A 15,370-nucleotide genomic window follows, 5' to 3' on the forward strand; every position below is an offset into this window, starting at 1 on the left:
CCTTCCGCACCAGCCCGGGGCATCAGCAGGGTCAGGCCGTGGCGCCGGCAGCAGCCTGTGCAGCTGCGGGAAGCGCCTCGAAAATACGGTTCATTGCTGCGTCGTCATGGGCAGCAGACAGGAACCATGCTTCGAAGACGGACGGCGGCAGGTAAACGCCCGAGTCCAGCATGGAGTGGAAGAACGGTGCGTAGCGGAAGCTCTCCTGAGCCTGCGCGTCGTCGTAATTGTGCACGCCGTGGGCCGAGGTACCAAAGGCGACCGAGAACAGGTTCCCTGCCCGCTGGATTGAGTGGTCAACGCCTGCAGCATCCAGAGCTGACGAAAGTGCCGCGGAGAGTTCCAGCGAGCGGGCATCAACGTAGGCGTAGACCTCCGGTGTTGCATGGGTCAGCGTGGCTACGCCGGCCGCCATGGCCACGGGGTTTCCGGACAGCGTGCCGGCCTGGTAGACCGGGCCAACGGGAGCAAGGTAGTCCATGACGTCGGCACGGCCGCCGAGTGCCGCCGTCGGCATTCCGCCGCCGATGACTTTGCCGAAGGTGAGCAGGTCAGGCGCCCACCCTTCCTGGCGGCCTGTCAGGCCCCAGTAGCCGGAGTAGCCAGTGCGGAACCCGGTCAGGACTTCATCCACGATCAGGAGGGCCCCGTGCTCCTTGGTGATGCGGGACAGCCCTGCGTTGAACCCCTCTCCCGGTGTGACAACGCCCATGTTGGCGGGAGCCGCTTCCGTGATCACTGCGGCAATGTTGTTACCGTGCGTGGCGAAGGCAGCCTCAACTGCGGCGAGATCGTTGTAAGGCAGGACCAAGGTTTCAGCTGCTGTTGCCTCGGTGACGCCGGCCGAGCCTGGAAGGGCCAGGGTGGCAACACCGGAACCTGCGGCCGCCAGCAAACCGTCCAAGTGGCCGTGGTAGCAGCCAGCGAACTTGATGACCAGGTTGCGGCCGGTGAAGCCACGGGCGAGGCGTACGGCGGTCATGGTCGCCTCGGTGCCGGTGGACACCATGCGCAGGCGCTCAACGGCGGATACGCGGTCCTTGACGATCTCGGCCAGGTTGGCCTCATCCGGAGTGGAAGCACCGAAGGACAGGCCGCGGTCCACGGCGGCGTGCACGGCGTCGAGTACGGCAGGGTGGGCATGGCCCAGCAGCGCAGGGCCCCAGGAGCAGACAAGGTCCACGTACTCCTTGCCGTCGGCGTCCGTGAGGTAGGCGCCCTTGGCCGAAACCATGAACTTCGGGTTGCCACCGACGGATCCAAAGGCACGGACCGGGGAGTTCACGCCACCAGGCATGAGGGACCGGGCGCGGTCGAAGAGCTGATCGGACACAGGGGTGTTGGAAGTCATGGTTCCTATTCTTTCAGTGATTCAGGAGCAGCCGGTCTGTGATTCAGGAGCAGCCGGTCAGTGATTCAGGAGCAGCCGGTCTGCGATTCAGGAGCAGCCGGTCTGCGTCGTGTGCGCCTATTCGGAAGCAAGCAGCCGGGCAACCCGCGGGGCCACCTCGGTGCCATAGAGCTCAATGCAACGCATCATGGATTGGTGGGGCAGGGTCCCGTTGCTGTACTTCAGGTCGAAGCGGTCCACACCCAGGGTGCGTTTGAGGAGGACGATCTTCTGCGCAACGGTTTCCGGCGAACCCACGTAGAGGGCGCCTTCGGGGCCGCACATGGCCTCGAATTCACCGCGGTTTCCAGGACCCCAGCCGCGCTCAGCGCCGATCCTGTTGCGCTGGTCCAGCCAATGCGGGAAGAGCTCCTCCCGGGCGGCCTCATCCGTATCGGCAATGAAGCCCGGCGAGTGCGTTGCGATCTGGCGCATCGGGTGTCCGTACTTCGCCATCGCATCGCGGTAGAGGTTCACCAGCGGGGCAAAGCGGCGGGGTTCTCCCCCGATGATGGCGAAAATGATCGGGTAGCCGTATTCGGCACAGCGCAGCACGGACTCGGGTGTTCCGCCTACGCCAATCCAGGCCGGCAGCAAATGGTGCTGCAATTTCGGGTACACCTGGAGTCCATTGACATTGGGCCGGGTACGGCCCTCCCAGTGGACCGGCTTCTGGGCACGAACCTTGTCGAAGAGCTCCAGCTTCTCCTCGAAAAGGACCTCGTAGTCAGCCAGGTCGAGGCCGAAGAGCGGGAAGGATTCAATGAACGAGCCCCGGCCCAGCATGACTTCAGCCCTGCCGTTGGACAGCGCATCCACAGTGGAGAAGCGCTGGAAAACTCGAATGGGATCATCCGAGCTCAGCACCGTAACAGCCGAGCCGAGACGAATCCGGGATGTCACTGCGGCGGCGGCTGCAAGGAAGACCTCGGGTGCGGAGACTGCGAAGTCCCGGCGATGGTGTTCCCCTACCCCGAAGGCATGGATCCCGACGGCGTCGGCCAACTTCGCTTCTTCGAGCAACTCGCGGAGGACGCGGGCGTGTTCTTTGGGGTTCCCGTCAGCGTCGACGCCGGCATCGCCAAAAGTGTTCAGCCCCAGGAGGATGTGGTTGGCAGCTACCGGCGCGGCGGGGTCGGACGGCCCGCCGCGATCCGGGGAGGCGCCGGGGTCGGAGGGAACGGATGTCATCAGGACTCCTTCAGCCAGCCTGCCAGTTCGGAGGCCCAATAGGTCAGCACGGTATCGGCTCCGGCACGCTTGATTCCCAGGACGGATTCGGTGATGGCACCGCGCCTGTCGATCCAGCCGTTGGCCGCAGCAGCTTCGATCATGGCGTACTCGCCGGAGATTTGGTAGGCCGAGACAGGTACCGGGCTCATGGCTGCGACGTCGGCCAGGATATCCAGGTAGCTCATGGCCGGCTTTACCATCACCATGTCGGCACCCTCTTCAAGGTCCAGTTCCACCTCCAGGATGGCTTCCCGGCGGTTTGCTGCGTCCATCTGGTAGGTCCGACGATCGCCCTTGAGCTGGGAATCGACTGCTTCACGGAACGGGCCGTAGAACGCCGACGCATACTTGGCTGCGTAGGCAAGGACCGCGGTGTTCTTGTGGCCGGATTCCTCCAACGCCTGACGGATGACAGCGATCTGGCCATCCATCATGCCTGAGGGTCCCAGTACATGGGCCCCCGCATCGGCCTGGGCTACAGCCATCTGTCCGTAGATCTCCAGGGTGGCGTCGTTGTCCCCATAGCCATCGGCATCGAGGACCCCGCAGTGGCCATGGTCCGTGAACTCGTCCAGGCAAACGTCGCCCATGATGACCAAGTCATCCCCCACCTCAGCCTTGACGTCGCGGATGGCCTTGTTCAGGACGCCTTCCGGGTCGAGTGAGGCCGTGCCCTGCGCATCGCGGACGGAGGGGACGCCAAACAGCATGATGCCGCCCACTCCAAGCTCCACAGCTTCGGATGCAGCGCGTTTCAGGGAATCAGTGGTGTGCTGGACCACACCCGGCATGGAGCTGATGGGGCTTGGTTCGGTGAGGCCCTCCCGGATGAACGCCGGGAGGATCAGGTCTGCAGGTGCCAGCCGGTTCTCTGCGGTGAGCCTGCGCATGGCGGGAGTGGTGCGCAGACGGCGGGGACGATGGTTTGGAAAGCTCATTGCGGGTTCCCTTCGTTGGCGAAAACAGATTCCAAGGCGGCCACGATGCCGTCCGGGGTTGGTTCTTTGGCTGTGGCGGCCACGGTGAGGCCAAGACGCGAGGCCTCACCCGCCGTCGGACGCCCGATGGCAATCAAGTGGCACCTGCCTAGCGGCGGCAAGGTTTGGGCGATGCGGCGTGCGGCGCTGGGCGAAGCAGCCACCACGGCGTCCACAGTGCCTGCCTTGAGGCCGGCCCGTGCTTCTTCCGGGCTGAGCATTGGCAGCACGCTGTCCTCGGAAACCTCGACGGCGGGCGGCAGTTCCGCCGTCAGGCGACGTCCCGTCCCGGCCGGGTAGTCCACGGTGTGGTAGGCAACCACGGAGGTCACGTCAGCACCTTTTGACGCCAGGCCTTCCCGAAGGCCGGGTGCCGCGATATCTGCTTGGGGCAGGAGCACCCGGACCGGCGCGGGCTCCCACAGTTCCACCAGTCCGTCAGCAGACTGACGCTCCGTCGGCGCCAGGTGGACGGAGAGGCCAATGGATTCCAGGACCCGCAACGAGGACGGCCCGATGGTCGCCACCCGGGTGGCTGCCGGAACGAGGGCTGCCGGGGTTGTGCCCCGCTCTGCAGCCTTCTCAAGTAGGACTCGGGCACTGGTGATGCTGCTGATCACCAACCAATCGAATTCACCGGCAGCCAGGCGGTCGAGGGAATCGTCCAGGGGTGCCTGGTCTTTTGCCCGTTCAAAATCGATCAGGGGCAGCACCAAGGGTGCGGCGCCGAGGCTGGTCAGCAACGACGCCAGCGGCTTGGCACGGTCGGCGCTCCTGGTGATCAGGATGCGCCGACCGGTTAGCCCTCGTGGATCCTGCGGTTCAGGACGCGGCAAGGTCCGCGATCTCCGCGGCACCGGCAGCGAGCAACAACTCAGCCACCTCGATGCCGAGCAACGTGGCGCCGACTTCCGTGAGGCCATCGGTGGCTTTTTTCTCACGAACGGTCTTGGTGCCATCCACAGCGCAGACCACTGCCTCCAGGTGCAGCATGCTGCCCTTGCGGAAGGCGTAGGCACCCACCGGAGCAGCGCAGCCGGCTTCGAGCCTGGCCAACACGGCACGCTCGGCTGTCACCGCCAGCCGGGTGTCGTCGTCGTTTAATGCCGCCAAGGCCTGGGCCAGCACGCCGTTTGAACCCGCGGTGGACCCTGGCTGGCGCGGAGCATCCCCAGTTCGGCATTCGATGGCCAACGCACCTTGCCCGGGTGCGGGCAACATGACGTTGGTTTCGAAGAACTCACTGACGGTGTCCAGCCGGTCCATTCGTTCCAATCCAGCGGCGGCCAAAACCACTGCGTCGAGGTCGCAGGACTTACCCGGCACAACCTCATCCGTGATGTTGCCCGGGAGGCCGGGAACCCGGCCGAGGCGGGTATCGACGTTGCCGCGGATGTCCAAGACCTCGATATCGGGCCGGGCTGCCCGGAGTTGGGCAGCGCGGCGTGGTGAGCCTGTACCTACTTTGGCACCGCCCGGCAGCTCAGAGAGCGTCATCCCGTCCCGTGCGCAGAGAACATCACGGACATCCACCCGCTTGGGTGTTGCAGCGATGCTCAGGCCAAGGGCTGCGCCGGTGGGCAGGTCCTTGAGGGAGTGCACCGCGACATCGCACGTGTCAGCCAGCAGCGCGTCACGCAAGGCGGCGACGAACACACCTGTTCCGCCCATCTGGGAAAGGGAACCGGTTTTGACGTCGCCCTCGGTCTTGATGTGAACCAGCTCTACCGGGAAGCCGCCAACCGCGGACAACTTGTCCGCCGTCTGCTGCGTCTGCGTCAGTGCCAGCTTGCTGGCCCTGGTGCCGATGCGAACGGTCACTTGGCAGCCTCCGCAGCCGGGTAGGCGTCGTGGCCGATGCCCACCGTGGTGCCAACCTCTGAAATAGCGGGCTTCGCTCCACGGAAGTTCTCGCAGCAGTTGGGGCGGCAAACGTCGTACCACGGTCCGAGGTCCGTGACGTGGGGGCGCTCGGCGATGTTGTTCTCCACCGTGCGTTCGCAGATCAGGTCCACCAGGCCGGACACGAACGCCGCGTGCGTACCCGGGGTGGGAACACGGGTTGCTTCAATGCCCAGGTTCTTGCAGGTTTCCAGGGCTTCGGTGTCGAGGTCCCAGGCAACTTCCATGTGATCGCTGACGAAACCGAGGGGAACAATGACGACGCCGCGGACGCCATCGGGGGCGATTTCCTCAAGGTGGTCGTTGATGTCCGGCTCAAGCCACGGGATGTGCGGGGCGCCGGACCGGGACTGGTACACCAAGTCCCAGGCGACGTGGGGGGCCACGACATCCATGATGGCCTTGGCATTGGCCAGGTGCTGCGCAGCATAAGCCGAACCTTCGGCGAATTCGCGGGGCTCGTCCTCCGACCTGCCAGCGGCTTCGGCATCCCGCGTAGGGATGGAGTGCGTAGCGAACAATACGCGGATCTTTGAATCGGGATCTGACTCACCGGCAGCGGCAAGCTTGCCACGGATCTCTTCCAAGCCCGCAGACGTACCCTCCAGGAAGGGCTGGACGACGCCGGGGTGGTCGAAGTACTGGCGGATCTTGTCCACCTGGAGCTTGCCGTCCAATCCTGTTTCCGTCAGTGCAACGCCGATGTCTTCGCGGTACTGGCGGCAGCTGGAGTAACAGGAGTAGATGCTGGTGGTGAGCATCAGGAGCCGGCGATGTCCGGCGTCGTAAGCGTCCTGGAGTACAGGAGCGATGTAAGGATCCCAGTTGCGGTTACCCCAAAGGACCGGCAGTTCGATGTCGCGGCGGGCCAGCTCGGCCTCAATGGCGGCCTTCAGCTCACGGTTCTGCTGGTTGATGGGGCTGATGCCGCCGAAGGCGCGGTAGTGGTGGGATACCTCTTCCAGTCGCTCATCCGGGATGCCACGGCCACGGGTGACGTTGCGCAGGAACGGGATGACGTCGTCCTGCCCTTCAGGTCCGCCAAAGGAAGCGAGCAGCACGGCATCATAGTGCTTGGCTTCCTGGCGCCCACGCTCAGTGACGGCGTTCGTTGCGGTGGAGACAGCGGGGCTGGTCATGCGAGAACCTCGGCAATCTCGGCAGCCGTGACCCGGCGGCCGGTGTAGAAGGGGATTTCTTCGCGAACATGGTGGCGGGCTTCCGTGGCCCGCAGGTGGCGCATCAGGTCTACCAGGTCCACCAGTTCAGGTGCTTCGAGGCCAAGGATCCATTCCCAGTCACCCAGCGCGAAGGAGGACACAGTATTGGAGATGACCTGCGGGAATTCGCGTCCCAGCAGGCCGTGGTCGCGGAGCATCTTGCCGCGTTCGTCCGTCGGAAGCAGGTACCACTCGTAGGAGCGGACGAACGGGTAGACGCAGAGCCAGGTGCTCGGTTCGACGCCGCGGGCGTATGCCGGCACGTGGCTCTTGGAGAACTCGGCTTCGCGGTGCACGCCCATGGCAGACCAAACGATGTCGGTGCCGGCGAAAAGCTTGCTGCGGCGGATGGAGCGGACGGCGGCCTGCAGGTCCTCCGGCTTGGGCCCGTGGAGCCACACCATGATGTCCGCATCCGAGCGCATCGCCGAGACGTCGTAGCTGCCGCGGAGGATCACTCCACCCTCAGCGAGCTTCTCCGCAAGGGCGTCGAATTCCTGGGCAGCATCGCCGCTGCGCAGGACGTCGGCCGATCGCTTGAAGACCGTCCACAGCGTGTAGAACTGTTCTTCGGTTTCAGCAGTTTTAGTGACAGATTCGGCAGAAGTGTGGCTCATGGTTCAAGTTTGCCCCGTGCCAGCCCCTAAGTCGAAACGGATCAGTTCTACAACACGTAGAAGTGATGCAAATCACAGTTTTGAGGCATTCTCGGCTACGGCTGCGGCGAGCTGTGTCCGGGTGTCGGCCACCACGGCAGCCAGGCCATTCCCCGCCAACCAGCCTCCAACCACCGTCAAACCGGAGGCCGCGGCACACACAGCGCGCACGTGCCCGACCCGCTGTTTATGACCGACGGCGGCGAACGGCAAGGCTCCGGCCCACCGCACCACATCCCAATCCACGATGTCCGCCCGGGAGACCGGCACCGTCAACAACGCGGAGGCATCCATCAGCGCCGCGGCAAGGAGTGCCTCATCATCCAGGATGATGTCCGCTCCCCCGGCAGCTTCTTCACGCCGGCCATAGGACAGGCGCAGGACATGCGTCCCCGGCCCGGCTTCGCCCGCCAACCAGTCCCATTTGGCTGTCGCGTGGGTCAACGCCTTGGCCTTGATTCCGGGAGTTTGTGGTGCCACCAAAATTCCGGTCCCGCGGGGCCTGCTGTCAAGCTCGGGAAGGTCCACCACCATGGTCACGAGGCTCACCAGCGGTCCGGGTGCCGGACGCAAGCCGGACAGTTCCGGCAAGGACTGCTCAAGAAGCCCGACGGCGGCCGGGCCGTCGAGCGCAACCACCAACCGGCCGGCGTCGTACGTGGAACCTCCGGCGGTGACCCGCCAGCCGTCCGGGGTCTTGGCCACTGCGTCGGCGCGCTTTCCGGTCATCAGCCCGACGCCGCGTCCGCGCAGGTCCGCCACGAGCGCAGTCACCAGCGAATGCATGCCACCTTGCAAACCGGCGACGGCGGATCCAGCCTTGGCCGGGCCGGATGCGGAGCCAGCGGCGGCCCTGCGCTGGGCCGCCACAGCGGCGGCCAGTGAGCCATGCTGACGAATGCCCGCCCGCAGGCCTGGCGCAACCATGTCCACATCCAGAAGACCGGGGTCGGCCGAATGGACACCGCCCACCACCGGGGAAACCAGCCGGTCAAGGACCCTCTTGCCCATACGGCTCCGCACAAGCGCGGAAACACTGGTGACCTCCGAGGACGTACCAAAGGACGCGGGAAGCCAGGTGTCCAACGAGGCACGGATGGCTCCTGCGAGTCCCAGGGAACGGCGGACTTCCGGATCCCAGGGATTGGCGGGGATGCCCAGGATTCCCGTTTTGGGTAGTTCCTGCGGCCCGTCGGGTAATTGCACCCAGGCACCTCCGGGGTGCGGGGAAACGATTTTGTCCGCCAGGCCCAGCTCTCCGGCGAGATTGGCAACAGCCGGCGACCGGGTGGCAAACGATTCCGCCCCACTGTCAAGCTGCAGCCCGGCAACGACATGGCTTCCCACGCAGCCGCCCCAGGCGTCGCCCGCTTCCAGGATGGTGACGGCAAAGCCGGCCATGGCAAGTTCACGGGCAGCAATCAGGCCTGAGACGCCGCCGCCCACCACAACGGCGGACGGCCTGTCGGCCGGTGGCTTTGGCGTTGGGTGTCCCCCGCGCATCGGCACTACTCCGAAGGGATGGAGTGGATGAGTTCCACGACGCGGGTCAGGACGGTGGGGTCCGTTTCCGGAGGCACTCCGTGGCCCAGGTTCAGCACATGGCCCGGCGCGTGGGCTCCGGCCGCAATGACCTCACGGACATGGGCTTCAAGGACCTCCCACGGAGCGGAGAGAAGTGCGGGATCGATGTTTCCCTGCAGCGGAACGGTGCCACCCAAGCGGCGGTTGGCCTCATCCAAGGGGAGTCGGTAGTCCACGCCCACCACGTCCACTCCGACATCGCGCATCGCGACCAGGAGCTCGGACGTCCCCGTGCCGAAATGAATCAAGGGAGCACCCAGGCCACGGACATGATCCAGCGCCCGGGCGGACGCCGGCGCGACGTACTTGGTGTAATCAGCCAGGCCCAGTGAGCCTGCCCACGAGTCGAAGAGCTGCGCAGCCGAAGCACCCGCTTCGAGCTGGGCCTGGAGGAACATTCCGGAGGTGTCGGCGGCCCAGTTGGCCAGTGCCGCCCAGGTTTCAGGATCGGCGTGCATCATGGTCCGGGGTCCGAGGTGGTCCCGGGACGGCTTGCCTTCAACCATGTAGGCCGCCAAGGTGAAGGGGGCGCCGGCGAACCCGATAAGCGGGGTTTTCCCGAGTTCAGCAACAGTCAGGCGGACGGCTTCGCGGATGGGTTCCAGCGCCTCCCACGTCAGCGTGGGCAGGGCCGCTACATCAGCGGCCGTGCGGACAGGTTTGTCCAGGACCGGTCCAACACCGGGGACGATGTCCACGCCCACACCGGCCAGCTTCAGCGGAATCACGATGTCGGAGAAGAAAATGGCCGCATCAACATCATGGCGGCGAACCGGCTGGAGCGTGATTTCCGCCGCAAGTTCTGGTCGCAGGCAGGAGTCCAGCATCGCCACGCCTTCGCGTACCTTCAGGTACTCGGGCAGGGAACGGCCTGCTTGACGCATGAACCACACAGGCCTGCGGGACGGCGTGCCGCCGCGGTAGGCGGTAATCAACGGCGAGTCCGAGGTCCGGCCGTCCTTCAGCGGGTGGTTGGCGTCGAGGGTTCCCGCGGGGGCGTTGGAGGCCGTACTCTTGGATGCTGCCGAGCTAGAAGTCATGCCTTCGATTGTGCCGAAAATCCGGTGCAAAAGATAACGACAAGCTGTCACGTTGAGCGCCTCCCGGGCCTTTGTGGCGGCGATCACTCCCCTGCGTGTGGATCGCCACGGTGCCATATTGTTCTACCGGGCTACGAAAAAGCTATGATTGGGGTGCTGTGGTTCTTTTCTCATTGGTGGCGACACACGCCGACATCGACCTCGAAACTGTCGCTCAGTTGAGCAACGGTTCCTCTGAGCTTGCCTCGGCAGCTCTGACGGACTCCCCGGTGGTTTCCGGGGCCGTGGTCCTGGCGACGTGCAACCGCTATGAGGTTTACGGCGAAACGGCCAACGGGGCGGACCTCGAAGCAGCCCGCTCCGCCCTCGTTTCCCAGATCAGTGAACTGAGCGGCCTGAACGAGCAACTCGTCTCCCGTTCCTTTGCTACCCACACCGGCCCTGACGTCACCCGCCACCTCTTTGCCGTGAGCGCCGGGCTGGACTCCGCCGTCGTGGGCGAACGCGAAATCGCCGGCCAGGTCCGCCGGGCACTGATTACAGCCCAGCAGGAAGGCACCGCGAGCTCCGGCCTCGTCCGGCTTTTCCAGGCGGCTTCCAAGACCGCCAAGGATGTTGGCGCGCAAACCGCCCTCGGTTCCCGGGGCCTCTCGATCGTGTCCGTCGCCCTGGACCTCGCAACCGATCTCGCCGAGAACGATGACTGGTCCACCAAGAAGGTCGTGGTCTTCGGTACCGGGGCATACGCAGGCGCCACGATGTCCCTTCTCCGGGAACGCGGCTGTACTGATATCTCCGTCTACTCGTCGTCCGGCCGCGCCGAAGGTTTCGTCGCCACCCGCGGTGGAACAGCGCTCGACGCCGACACTCTCCCAGCCGCTGTTGCCGCAGCTGACGTCATGATCGGCTGCAGCGGATCGGACAACCGTGTGGAGGCCGCAGACCTCGCCCGTGTCCGTGCACAGTCGGGCAAGCCGTTGATCGCCATCGACCTTGCCCTCACCCATGATTTCGATCCCGCTGTGGGCGAACTCGACGGCGTTGAGCTCTTGACGCTTGAGTCCGTTCGGCTCGCCGCACCCCAGGAACAAGCAGAGTCGCTGTCCCAGGCAAGTGCAATCGTCACCGGCGCTGCCGCGTCCTTTGAATCCGAACGCGAAGCGCGTTCCGTGGACACGGCCATCGTGGCGCTTCGCCGCCACACCATGAACGTCCTGGACGCCGAGATGGAAAAGGTCCGCGCCCGCCACGGTTGCACGGCCGCCGCCGAAGAAGTGGAGTTCGCACTCCGCCGCATGGTCAAGCAGCTCCTCCACATCCCCACAGTCCGTGCACGCGAACTTGCCGCCAACGGACAGCAGGATGACTACGTCGCAGCCCTCGAGGCACTCTACGGAATCCAGGTGGAACAGCCCCAGGCTGCAACCCCGGCCGCCGAATGCCCCGTGGACCACCAGCAGCTCCGCTCAGAGAGCGCCTGAGCAGACGGGGCCGTGCCCTCGAGCCCCAGGCATCCGCTCATGTGGGACTGCCAGGCACGGCTGGGGGCGAAAAACGACCTAGTAAACGGGTTTCGCCGGCTCGACGTCGCGCACCCAGGCGAGGATACCGCCGTCGAGGTGGCTGACCCGCGTGTAACCCGCTTTCCGCGCAGCCTCCAACACAGCAGCCGAGCGCGTGCCGGCCTTGCAGTGGAAAACGATGTCCTTGTCCTGGGGCAACTCCACCCACGCTTCACCCGAGAGAATACGGCCCTGCGGGATGAGGACTGAACCGTCAATACTGACGATGCTGTGCTCCCCCGATTCCCGGACATCCACCAAGTCGAAGTCCCGCTCCCCCGCCTCCCGCTCTGCGAGCATCGCTGCAAGGTCCTTCGCGGACACAGTGTGTTCCTGGTCGGTTGCTGCCAAAGGCGTCACACCGCAGAAAGCTTCGTAGTCCGTCAGCTCCGTGATGGGTTCGGCTTCCGGGTCCTTGGATACCCTGATCTCGCGCCAGCTGCCGCCAAGTGCGTCAAAAAGCGCTACCCGTCCCAGCAGTGAACGCCCGACGCCGGTGATCAGCTTCACGGCTTCGGTCACCATGAGCGAACCAACCGCTGCGCATAACATGCCGAACACTCCGCCCTCGCCGCAGGAAGGCACCGAACCGGCGGGAGGAGCTTCAGGGTAGAGGTCCCGGTAAGTGGGTCCGTGCTCGGCCCAAAACACGCTGACCTGGCCGTCGAAGCGGAATATGGAGCCCCAGACATAGGGCTTGCCGAGGATGGCGGCGGCGTCGTTGACCAGGTAACGCGTGGCGAAGTTGTCCGCGCCATCGAGGATGAGGTCGTACTGCGCAAACAACTCCAAGGCGTTGGATGAGTCCAGCCGGATGTCGTGCAGGACGACGTTGACCAGCGGATTAAGTTCGTTGATGGCGTTGCGGGCCGACTCGATCTTGGGGATGCCCACGTCCTTCACGCCATGGATGACCTGGCGCTGCAGGTTGCTGAGGTCCACTACGTCGTCGTCAACGATTCCGAGTGTGCCAACGCCGGCCGCAGCCAAGTACAACAATGCCGGAGAACCAAGTCCGCCGGCGCCTATGACCAGCACTTTGGCATTCTTAAGCCTGCGTTGGCCCAGGGCACCGATTTCGGGAATGATGAGATGCCGGGAGTATCGCTCCACTTCGGCCGGCGTGAGTTCGACGGCCGGTTCAACAAGGGGCGGCAGGACAGCGGGCGCAGCAGGGCGGGCAGCAACAATTGAGGCCATACCCCAATGTATGCCTGCCGATGCCGCCCGGTCATATTACCCACCGGTAGAGTGGTCATAACTGCAAAGGAAAGGCGGCAGACTGTGGCTGACGGCACAAGGGCACACGATGGGGCACCGGCCAAGCAGGAACGGGCTGTTTCAACGCGTTCACCAAGGTTGCCGCGCGACGAGCGCCGTGCGCAGTTGCTGAATGCGGCGTTGGAAGTTTTTGTCTCCAACGGATTCCATGGTGCCGCCATGGACGAGATCGCCGAGGCTGCCCACGTGAGCAAGCCGGTGCTGTACCAGCACTTTCCGTCCAAGCGTGAGCTCTACATGGCCCTTTTGGACAGCCACCTGGCCGCGCTGACTGAACTGATGCTCAGCGCCTTGAACTCCACCTCGGACAACAAGGAACGCGTGAAGGCCGTGATGCGGGCCTACTACCGGTTCATCGCTGATGACGACCAAGCCCACCGGCTCGTCTTCGAATCTGACCTCATCAACGATCCCGATGTCAGTTCCCGTTTGGAGACGTTCAACAAAACATTCGCTGATGCGGTGGCCCATGTTATTGCCGAGGACACCAAGCTGCCTCCCTTGGAGGCGCAGCTCCTGGGCCGTGGTCTGGCCGGGATGGCGCAGGTCAGCGCACGCTACTGGCTTGAAACGGACGGAAACCTTGACCTCGATGTGGCCAGTGATCTGATCTATCGTTTAGCTTGGCGCGGAATCAGTCGATTCCCCAAAGAGTCCTAGGCTACAAATAGAGGACTGACTTAATACTTGATTGGCTTGGAGGCCTTGCTGTGGAAGTAAAGATCGGCATTCAGAACGTTGGCCGTGAAATCGTGCTCGAATCCGCTTTGGATGCAGACGCGGTGGCCAAGATCGTGGCAGAGGCCGTGTCCAAGGGCTCGGAATTGCGCCTGACCGATGAAAAGGGCCGCCAGATCATCGTTCCCGGCAGCGTCCTGGGATACGTGGAGATCGGCGCAGAGGAAGTCCGCCGCGTCGGCTTCGGTGCCCTCTAGGCCCTCCGCATAACGCAGTCCGCAAAGGAGTCTTCATGCTTTCACTCGTCGTGGTGGTTCTGGCCACCATAGCCACCGGTTTCATCGTGTGGGCCAACGACAAGAGGCACGGCAAGTACGGCATCGCTTTGCCGGCCGGTGTTTCGGTGGCTGTGGGCACCCTGGGCTGGATTGCGTTCATCAGTGCCGGCCTGGGCTACCAGCCCGGGGCAACCTGGATTCCCTGGGTCTTGCCGATCGTCCTGGGAACTGCCGCCGCCGCAGCGGTGGTGGTCTTCCTGGGCCGGACCCGCACCCGGCACGATACTGCGGCGCTCACCAAGGCGCTCAAGCTCTAGCAGCAACAAGAACACACGACAGTGACCGCCGCCCTCGGGCGACGGTCACTGTCGCTTAAAGCCTTGTCACAATGGTTCGGGTTCAGGGTTCCGGATACCGCTCCGGCTGGGCGGTTGCACCCAGCGCCGCTGCGGCTTCACTCACGGAAGCCGCAGCGGTGATGTCGCGTTGGGTGACTTTTCCGCCTGCGTCGTGGGACAGGTACCGCAGGTGGACCCTGTTGTAGCGCCATTCCAGATCCGGATGGTGGTTTTGGTGTTCGGCGATTTCTCCGATCGCTGCAATGAGGGCCAGCGCTTCGGCCGCCGTCGGAGTTTTATAGACGGTTACCAGGCCGCCCTGGTACTTCCAGTGGCGTAGCTCCCGGAGGGCATCGTCGACATCCGCCTGGGTCAGATGGTCATGGTTCCCTGCCACTGCTGCTCCTTCTCCCGGAGACCCGGCGGACACTTAGAGAAACTCTGCCCGGCCCTCCATGGCCGACGACGCCAAAGCGTGCTCACGCCTCGGAATCCGTCCTGCCTGCTTGGCCAGCCTACCGGCGATCACGGCGTGCTTGAAGGCCTCACCCATTTGCACCGGGTTCTGCGCCCGGGTGACAGCGGTGGCCAGAAGCACGGCGTCGCAGCCCAATTCCATGGCGAGGGCGGCATCGGAGGCGGTTCCTATTCCGGCATCGAGCACCACGGGTACTGAGGCCCGGGACACGATGAGTTCAATGTTGTGCGGGTTCAGGATCCCCAGACCGGTTCCGATCGGCGAGCCCAGGGGCATCACTGCGGTGGCACCCAGGTTTTCGAGGCGCAGTGCCAGGACGGGATCATCGTTGGTATAGGCGAAGACTTTGAATCCACGATTCACCAGCTGTTCCGTTGCCTCGACGAGTTCCACTGCGTCTGGAAGGAGCGTGTGTTCATCGGCGATGACTTCCAGCTTCACCCAGTCGGTTTCCAGTGCCTCGCGTGCCAGTTCAGCGGTCATCACGGCGTCTCTGGCAGTAAAGCAACCGGCGGTGTTGGGCAGCACCCGGATTCCGTGGTCCACCAGGAGTTGGAAGAGGGATCCTGTTTCAGCGGGTGAGTAGCGCCTCATGGCTACTGTGGTGAGCTCAGTCCCGGACGCCAGGAGCGCAGCGCCTAGACCGTCCAGGCTCGGGGCACCTCCCGTCCCCATGATCAGGCGGGATCCGAAGTGGACGCCGTCGATCACCAAGGCGTCAGTAATGACCTCTGTGTTTGCTGTCGTCATGAT

At 64.4% G+C, this 15,370-nt stretch carries 16 protein-coding genes; 4 read left to right on the forward strand and 12 right to left on the reverse strand.

Annotated features, from left to right (window positions below):
• Nucleotides 1-31 precede the first annotated feature (31 nt).
• The 9 genes from hemL to hemE form a co-directional block, all read right to left on the reverse strand.
• On the reverse strand, nt 32-1,351 hold the full coding sequence (gene hemL / locus AYX22_RS14625; RefSeq protein ID WP_207594073.1) for a glutamate-1-semialdehyde 2,1-aminomutase: 1,320 nt from the start codon (nt 1,349-1,351) through the stop codon (nt 32-34).
• A gap of 117 nt (nt 1,352-1,468) precedes the next feature.
• The gene (locus AYX22_RS14630; RefSeq protein WP_207594074.1) at nt 1,469-2,581 is read right to left on the reverse strand and encodes an LLM class flavin-dependent oxidoreductase; all 1,113 of its coding nucleotides are present in this window, start codon (nt 2,579-2,581) and stop codon (nt 1,469-1,471) included.
• Nucleotides 2,581-3,561: a porphobilinogen synthase gene (gene hemB / locus AYX22_RS14635; RefSeq protein WP_207594075.1), complete on the reverse strand. Its 981-nt coding sequence runs from the start codon at nt 3,559-3,561 to the stop codon at nt 2,581-2,583. Before hemB ends, AYX22_RS14630 begins: the two co-directional genes overlap by 1 nt.
• Complete coding sequence (locus tag AYX22_RS14640; protein WP_242703347.1) at nt 3,558-4,436, reverse strand: uroporphyrinogen-III synthase; 879 nt, start codon at nt 4,434-4,436, stop codon at nt 3,558-3,560. Before AYX22_RS14640 ends, hemB begins: the two co-directional genes overlap by 4 nt.
• Nucleotides 4,423-5,421, reverse strand: coding sequence for a hydroxymethylbilane synthase (gene hemC, locus AYX22_RS14645; RefSeq protein ID WP_207594077.1), 999 nt, complete (start codon nt 5,419-5,421; stop codon nt 4,423-4,425). The genes AYX22_RS14640 and hemC overlap by 14 nt, the downstream gene beginning before the upstream one ends.
• Nucleotides 5,418-6,641, reverse strand: coding sequence for a ferrochelatase (locus tag AYX22_RS14650; protein ID WP_207594078.1), 1,224 nt, complete (start codon nt 6,639-6,641; stop codon nt 5,418-5,420). Before AYX22_RS14650 ends, hemC begins: the two co-directional genes overlap by 4 nt.
• Nucleotides 6,638-7,339 (reverse strand): hydrogen peroxide-dependent heme synthase, encoded by a 702-nt coding sequence (gene hemQ / locus AYX22_RS14655; RefSeq protein WP_207594079.1) that lies wholly within the window; start codon nt 7,337-7,339, stop codon nt 6,638-6,640. The genes AYX22_RS14650 and hemQ overlap by 4 nt, the downstream gene beginning before the upstream one ends.
• A 72-nt stretch (nt 7,340-7,411) precedes the next feature.
• Nucleotides 7,412-8,881, reverse strand: coding sequence for a protoporphyrinogen oxidase (gene hemG / locus AYX22_RS14660; protein WP_207594080.1), 1,470 nt, complete (start codon nt 8,879-8,881; stop codon nt 7,412-7,414).
• Nucleotides 8,882-8,886: 5 nt separating this feature from the next.
• Nucleotides 8,887-10,002, reverse strand: coding sequence for a uroporphyrinogen decarboxylase (hemE, locus tag AYX22_RS14665; RefSeq protein ID WP_207594081.1), 1,116 nt, complete (start codon nt 10,000-10,002; stop codon nt 8,887-8,889).
• A 158-nt stretch (nt 10,003-10,160) separates the two neighbouring features.
• On the opposite strand from hemE, the gene AYX22_RS14670 reads away from it, so the two are divergent.
• On the forward strand, nt 10,161-11,483 hold the full coding sequence (locus tag AYX22_RS14670; protein WP_207594082.1) for a glutamyl-tRNA reductase: 1,323 nt from the start codon (nt 10,161-10,163) through the stop codon (nt 11,481-11,483).
• A gap of 78 nt (nt 11,484-11,561) precedes the next feature.
• Here AYX22_RS14670 and moeB read toward each other — a convergent pair whose 3' ends face one another.
• Nucleotides 11,562-12,764, reverse strand: a complete 1,203-nt coding sequence (gene moeB / locus AYX22_RS14675) for a molybdopterin-synthase adenylyltransferase MoeB (RefSeq protein ID WP_207594083.1) — start codon at nt 12,762-12,764, stop codon at nt 11,562-11,564.
• 6 nt (nt 12,765-12,770) lie between these two features.
• Here moeB and AYX22_RS14680 point away from each other — a divergent pair, with 6 nt between their 5' ends.
• The 3 genes from AYX22_RS14680 to AYX22_RS14690 are packed head-to-tail and all read left to right on the forward strand — an operon-like array spanning nt 12,771 to nt 14,118.
• Nucleotides 12,771-13,505 carry a TetR/AcrR family transcriptional regulator gene (locus AYX22_RS14680; protein ID WP_207594084.1) on the forward strand — a complete coding sequence of 245 codons (735 nt, stop codon included), beginning with the start codon at nt 12,771-12,773 and terminating at the stop codon, nt 13,503-13,505.
• Nucleotides 13,506-13,555: 50 nt separating this feature from the next.
• Nucleotides 13,556-13,780, forward strand: a complete 225-nt coding sequence (locus AYX22_RS14685; RefSeq protein ID WP_026539987.1) for a DUF3107 domain-containing protein — start codon at nt 13,556-13,558, stop codon at nt 13,778-13,780.
• A 35-nt stretch (nt 13,781-13,815) separates the two neighbouring features.
• Nucleotides 13,816-14,118, forward strand: coding sequence for a hypothetical protein (locus tag AYX22_RS14690; protein ID WP_207594085.1), 303 nt, complete (start codon nt 13,816-13,818; stop codon nt 14,116-14,118).
• A gap of 82 nt (nt 14,119-14,200) precedes the next feature.
• Here the strand turns inward: AYX22_RS14690 and AYX22_RS14695 are convergent, their stop codons facing one another.
• Both AYX22_RS14695 and AYX22_RS14700 read right to left on the reverse strand, forming a co-directional pair.
• The gene (locus AYX22_RS14695) at nt 14,201-14,536 is read right to left on the reverse strand and encodes a 4a-hydroxytetrahydrobiopterin dehydratase (RefSeq protein ID WP_207594086.1); all 336 of its coding nucleotides are present in this window, start codon (nt 14,534-14,536) and stop codon (nt 14,201-14,203) included.
• Nucleotides 14,537-14,569: 33 nt separating this feature from the next.
• Nucleotides 14,570-15,367 carry a thiazole synthase gene (locus tag AYX22_RS14700; RefSeq protein ID WP_207594087.1) on the reverse strand — a complete coding sequence of 266 codons (798 nt, stop codon included), beginning with the start codon at nt 15,365-15,367 and terminating at the stop codon, nt 14,570-14,572.
• Nucleotides 15,368-15,370 lie beyond the last annotated feature (3 nt).

The sequence above is a fragment of the Arthrobacter sp. D5-1 genome, assembly GCF_017357425.1.
Classification (GTDB): Bacteria; Actinomycetota; Actinomycetes; order Actinomycetales; family Micrococcaceae; genus Arthrobacter.

Coding starts and splice junctions, on each gene's coding strand:
- hemL (WP_207594073.1), bottom strand. CDS start 1,351: ATGACTTCCAACACCCCTGTGTCCGATCAGCTCTTCGACCGCGCCCGG.
- AYX22_RS14630 (WP_207594074.1), bottom strand. CDS start 2,581: ATGACATCCGTTCCCTCCGACCCCGGCGCCTCCCCGGATCGCGGCGGG.
- hemB (WP_207594075.1), bottom strand. CDS start 3,561: ATGAGCTTTCCAAACCATCGTCCCCGCCGTCTGCGCACCACTCCCGCC.
- AYX22_RS14650 (WP_207594078.1), bottom strand. CDS start 6,641: ATGACCAGCCCCGCTGTCTCCACCGCAACGAACGCCGTCACTGAGCGT.
- hemQ (WP_207594079.1), bottom strand. CDS start 7,339: ATGAGCCACACTTCTGCCGAATCTGTCACTAAAACTGCTGAAACCGAA.
- hemG (WP_207594080.1), bottom strand. CDS start 8,881: ATGCGCGGGGGACACCCAACGCCAAAGCCACCGGCCGACAGGCCGTCC.
- hemE (WP_207594081.1), bottom strand. CDS start 10,002: ATGACTTCTAGCTCGGCAGCATCCAAGAGTACGGCCTCCAACGCCCCC.
- moeB (WP_207594083.1), bottom strand. CDS start 12,764: ATGGCCTCAATTGTTGCTGCCCGCCCTGCTGCGCCCGCTGTCCTGCCG.
- AYX22_RS14680 (WP_207594084.1), top strand. CDS start 12,771: ATGTATGCCTGCCGATGCCGCCCGGTCATATTACCCACCGGTAGAGTG.
- AYX22_RS14690 (WP_207594085.1), top strand. CDS start 13,816: ATGCTTTCACTCGTCGTGGTGGTTCTGGCCACCATAGCCACCGGTTTC.
- AYX22_RS14700 (WP_207594087.1), bottom strand. CDS start 15,367: ATGACGACAGCAAACACAGAGGTCATTACTGACGCCTTGGTGATCGAC.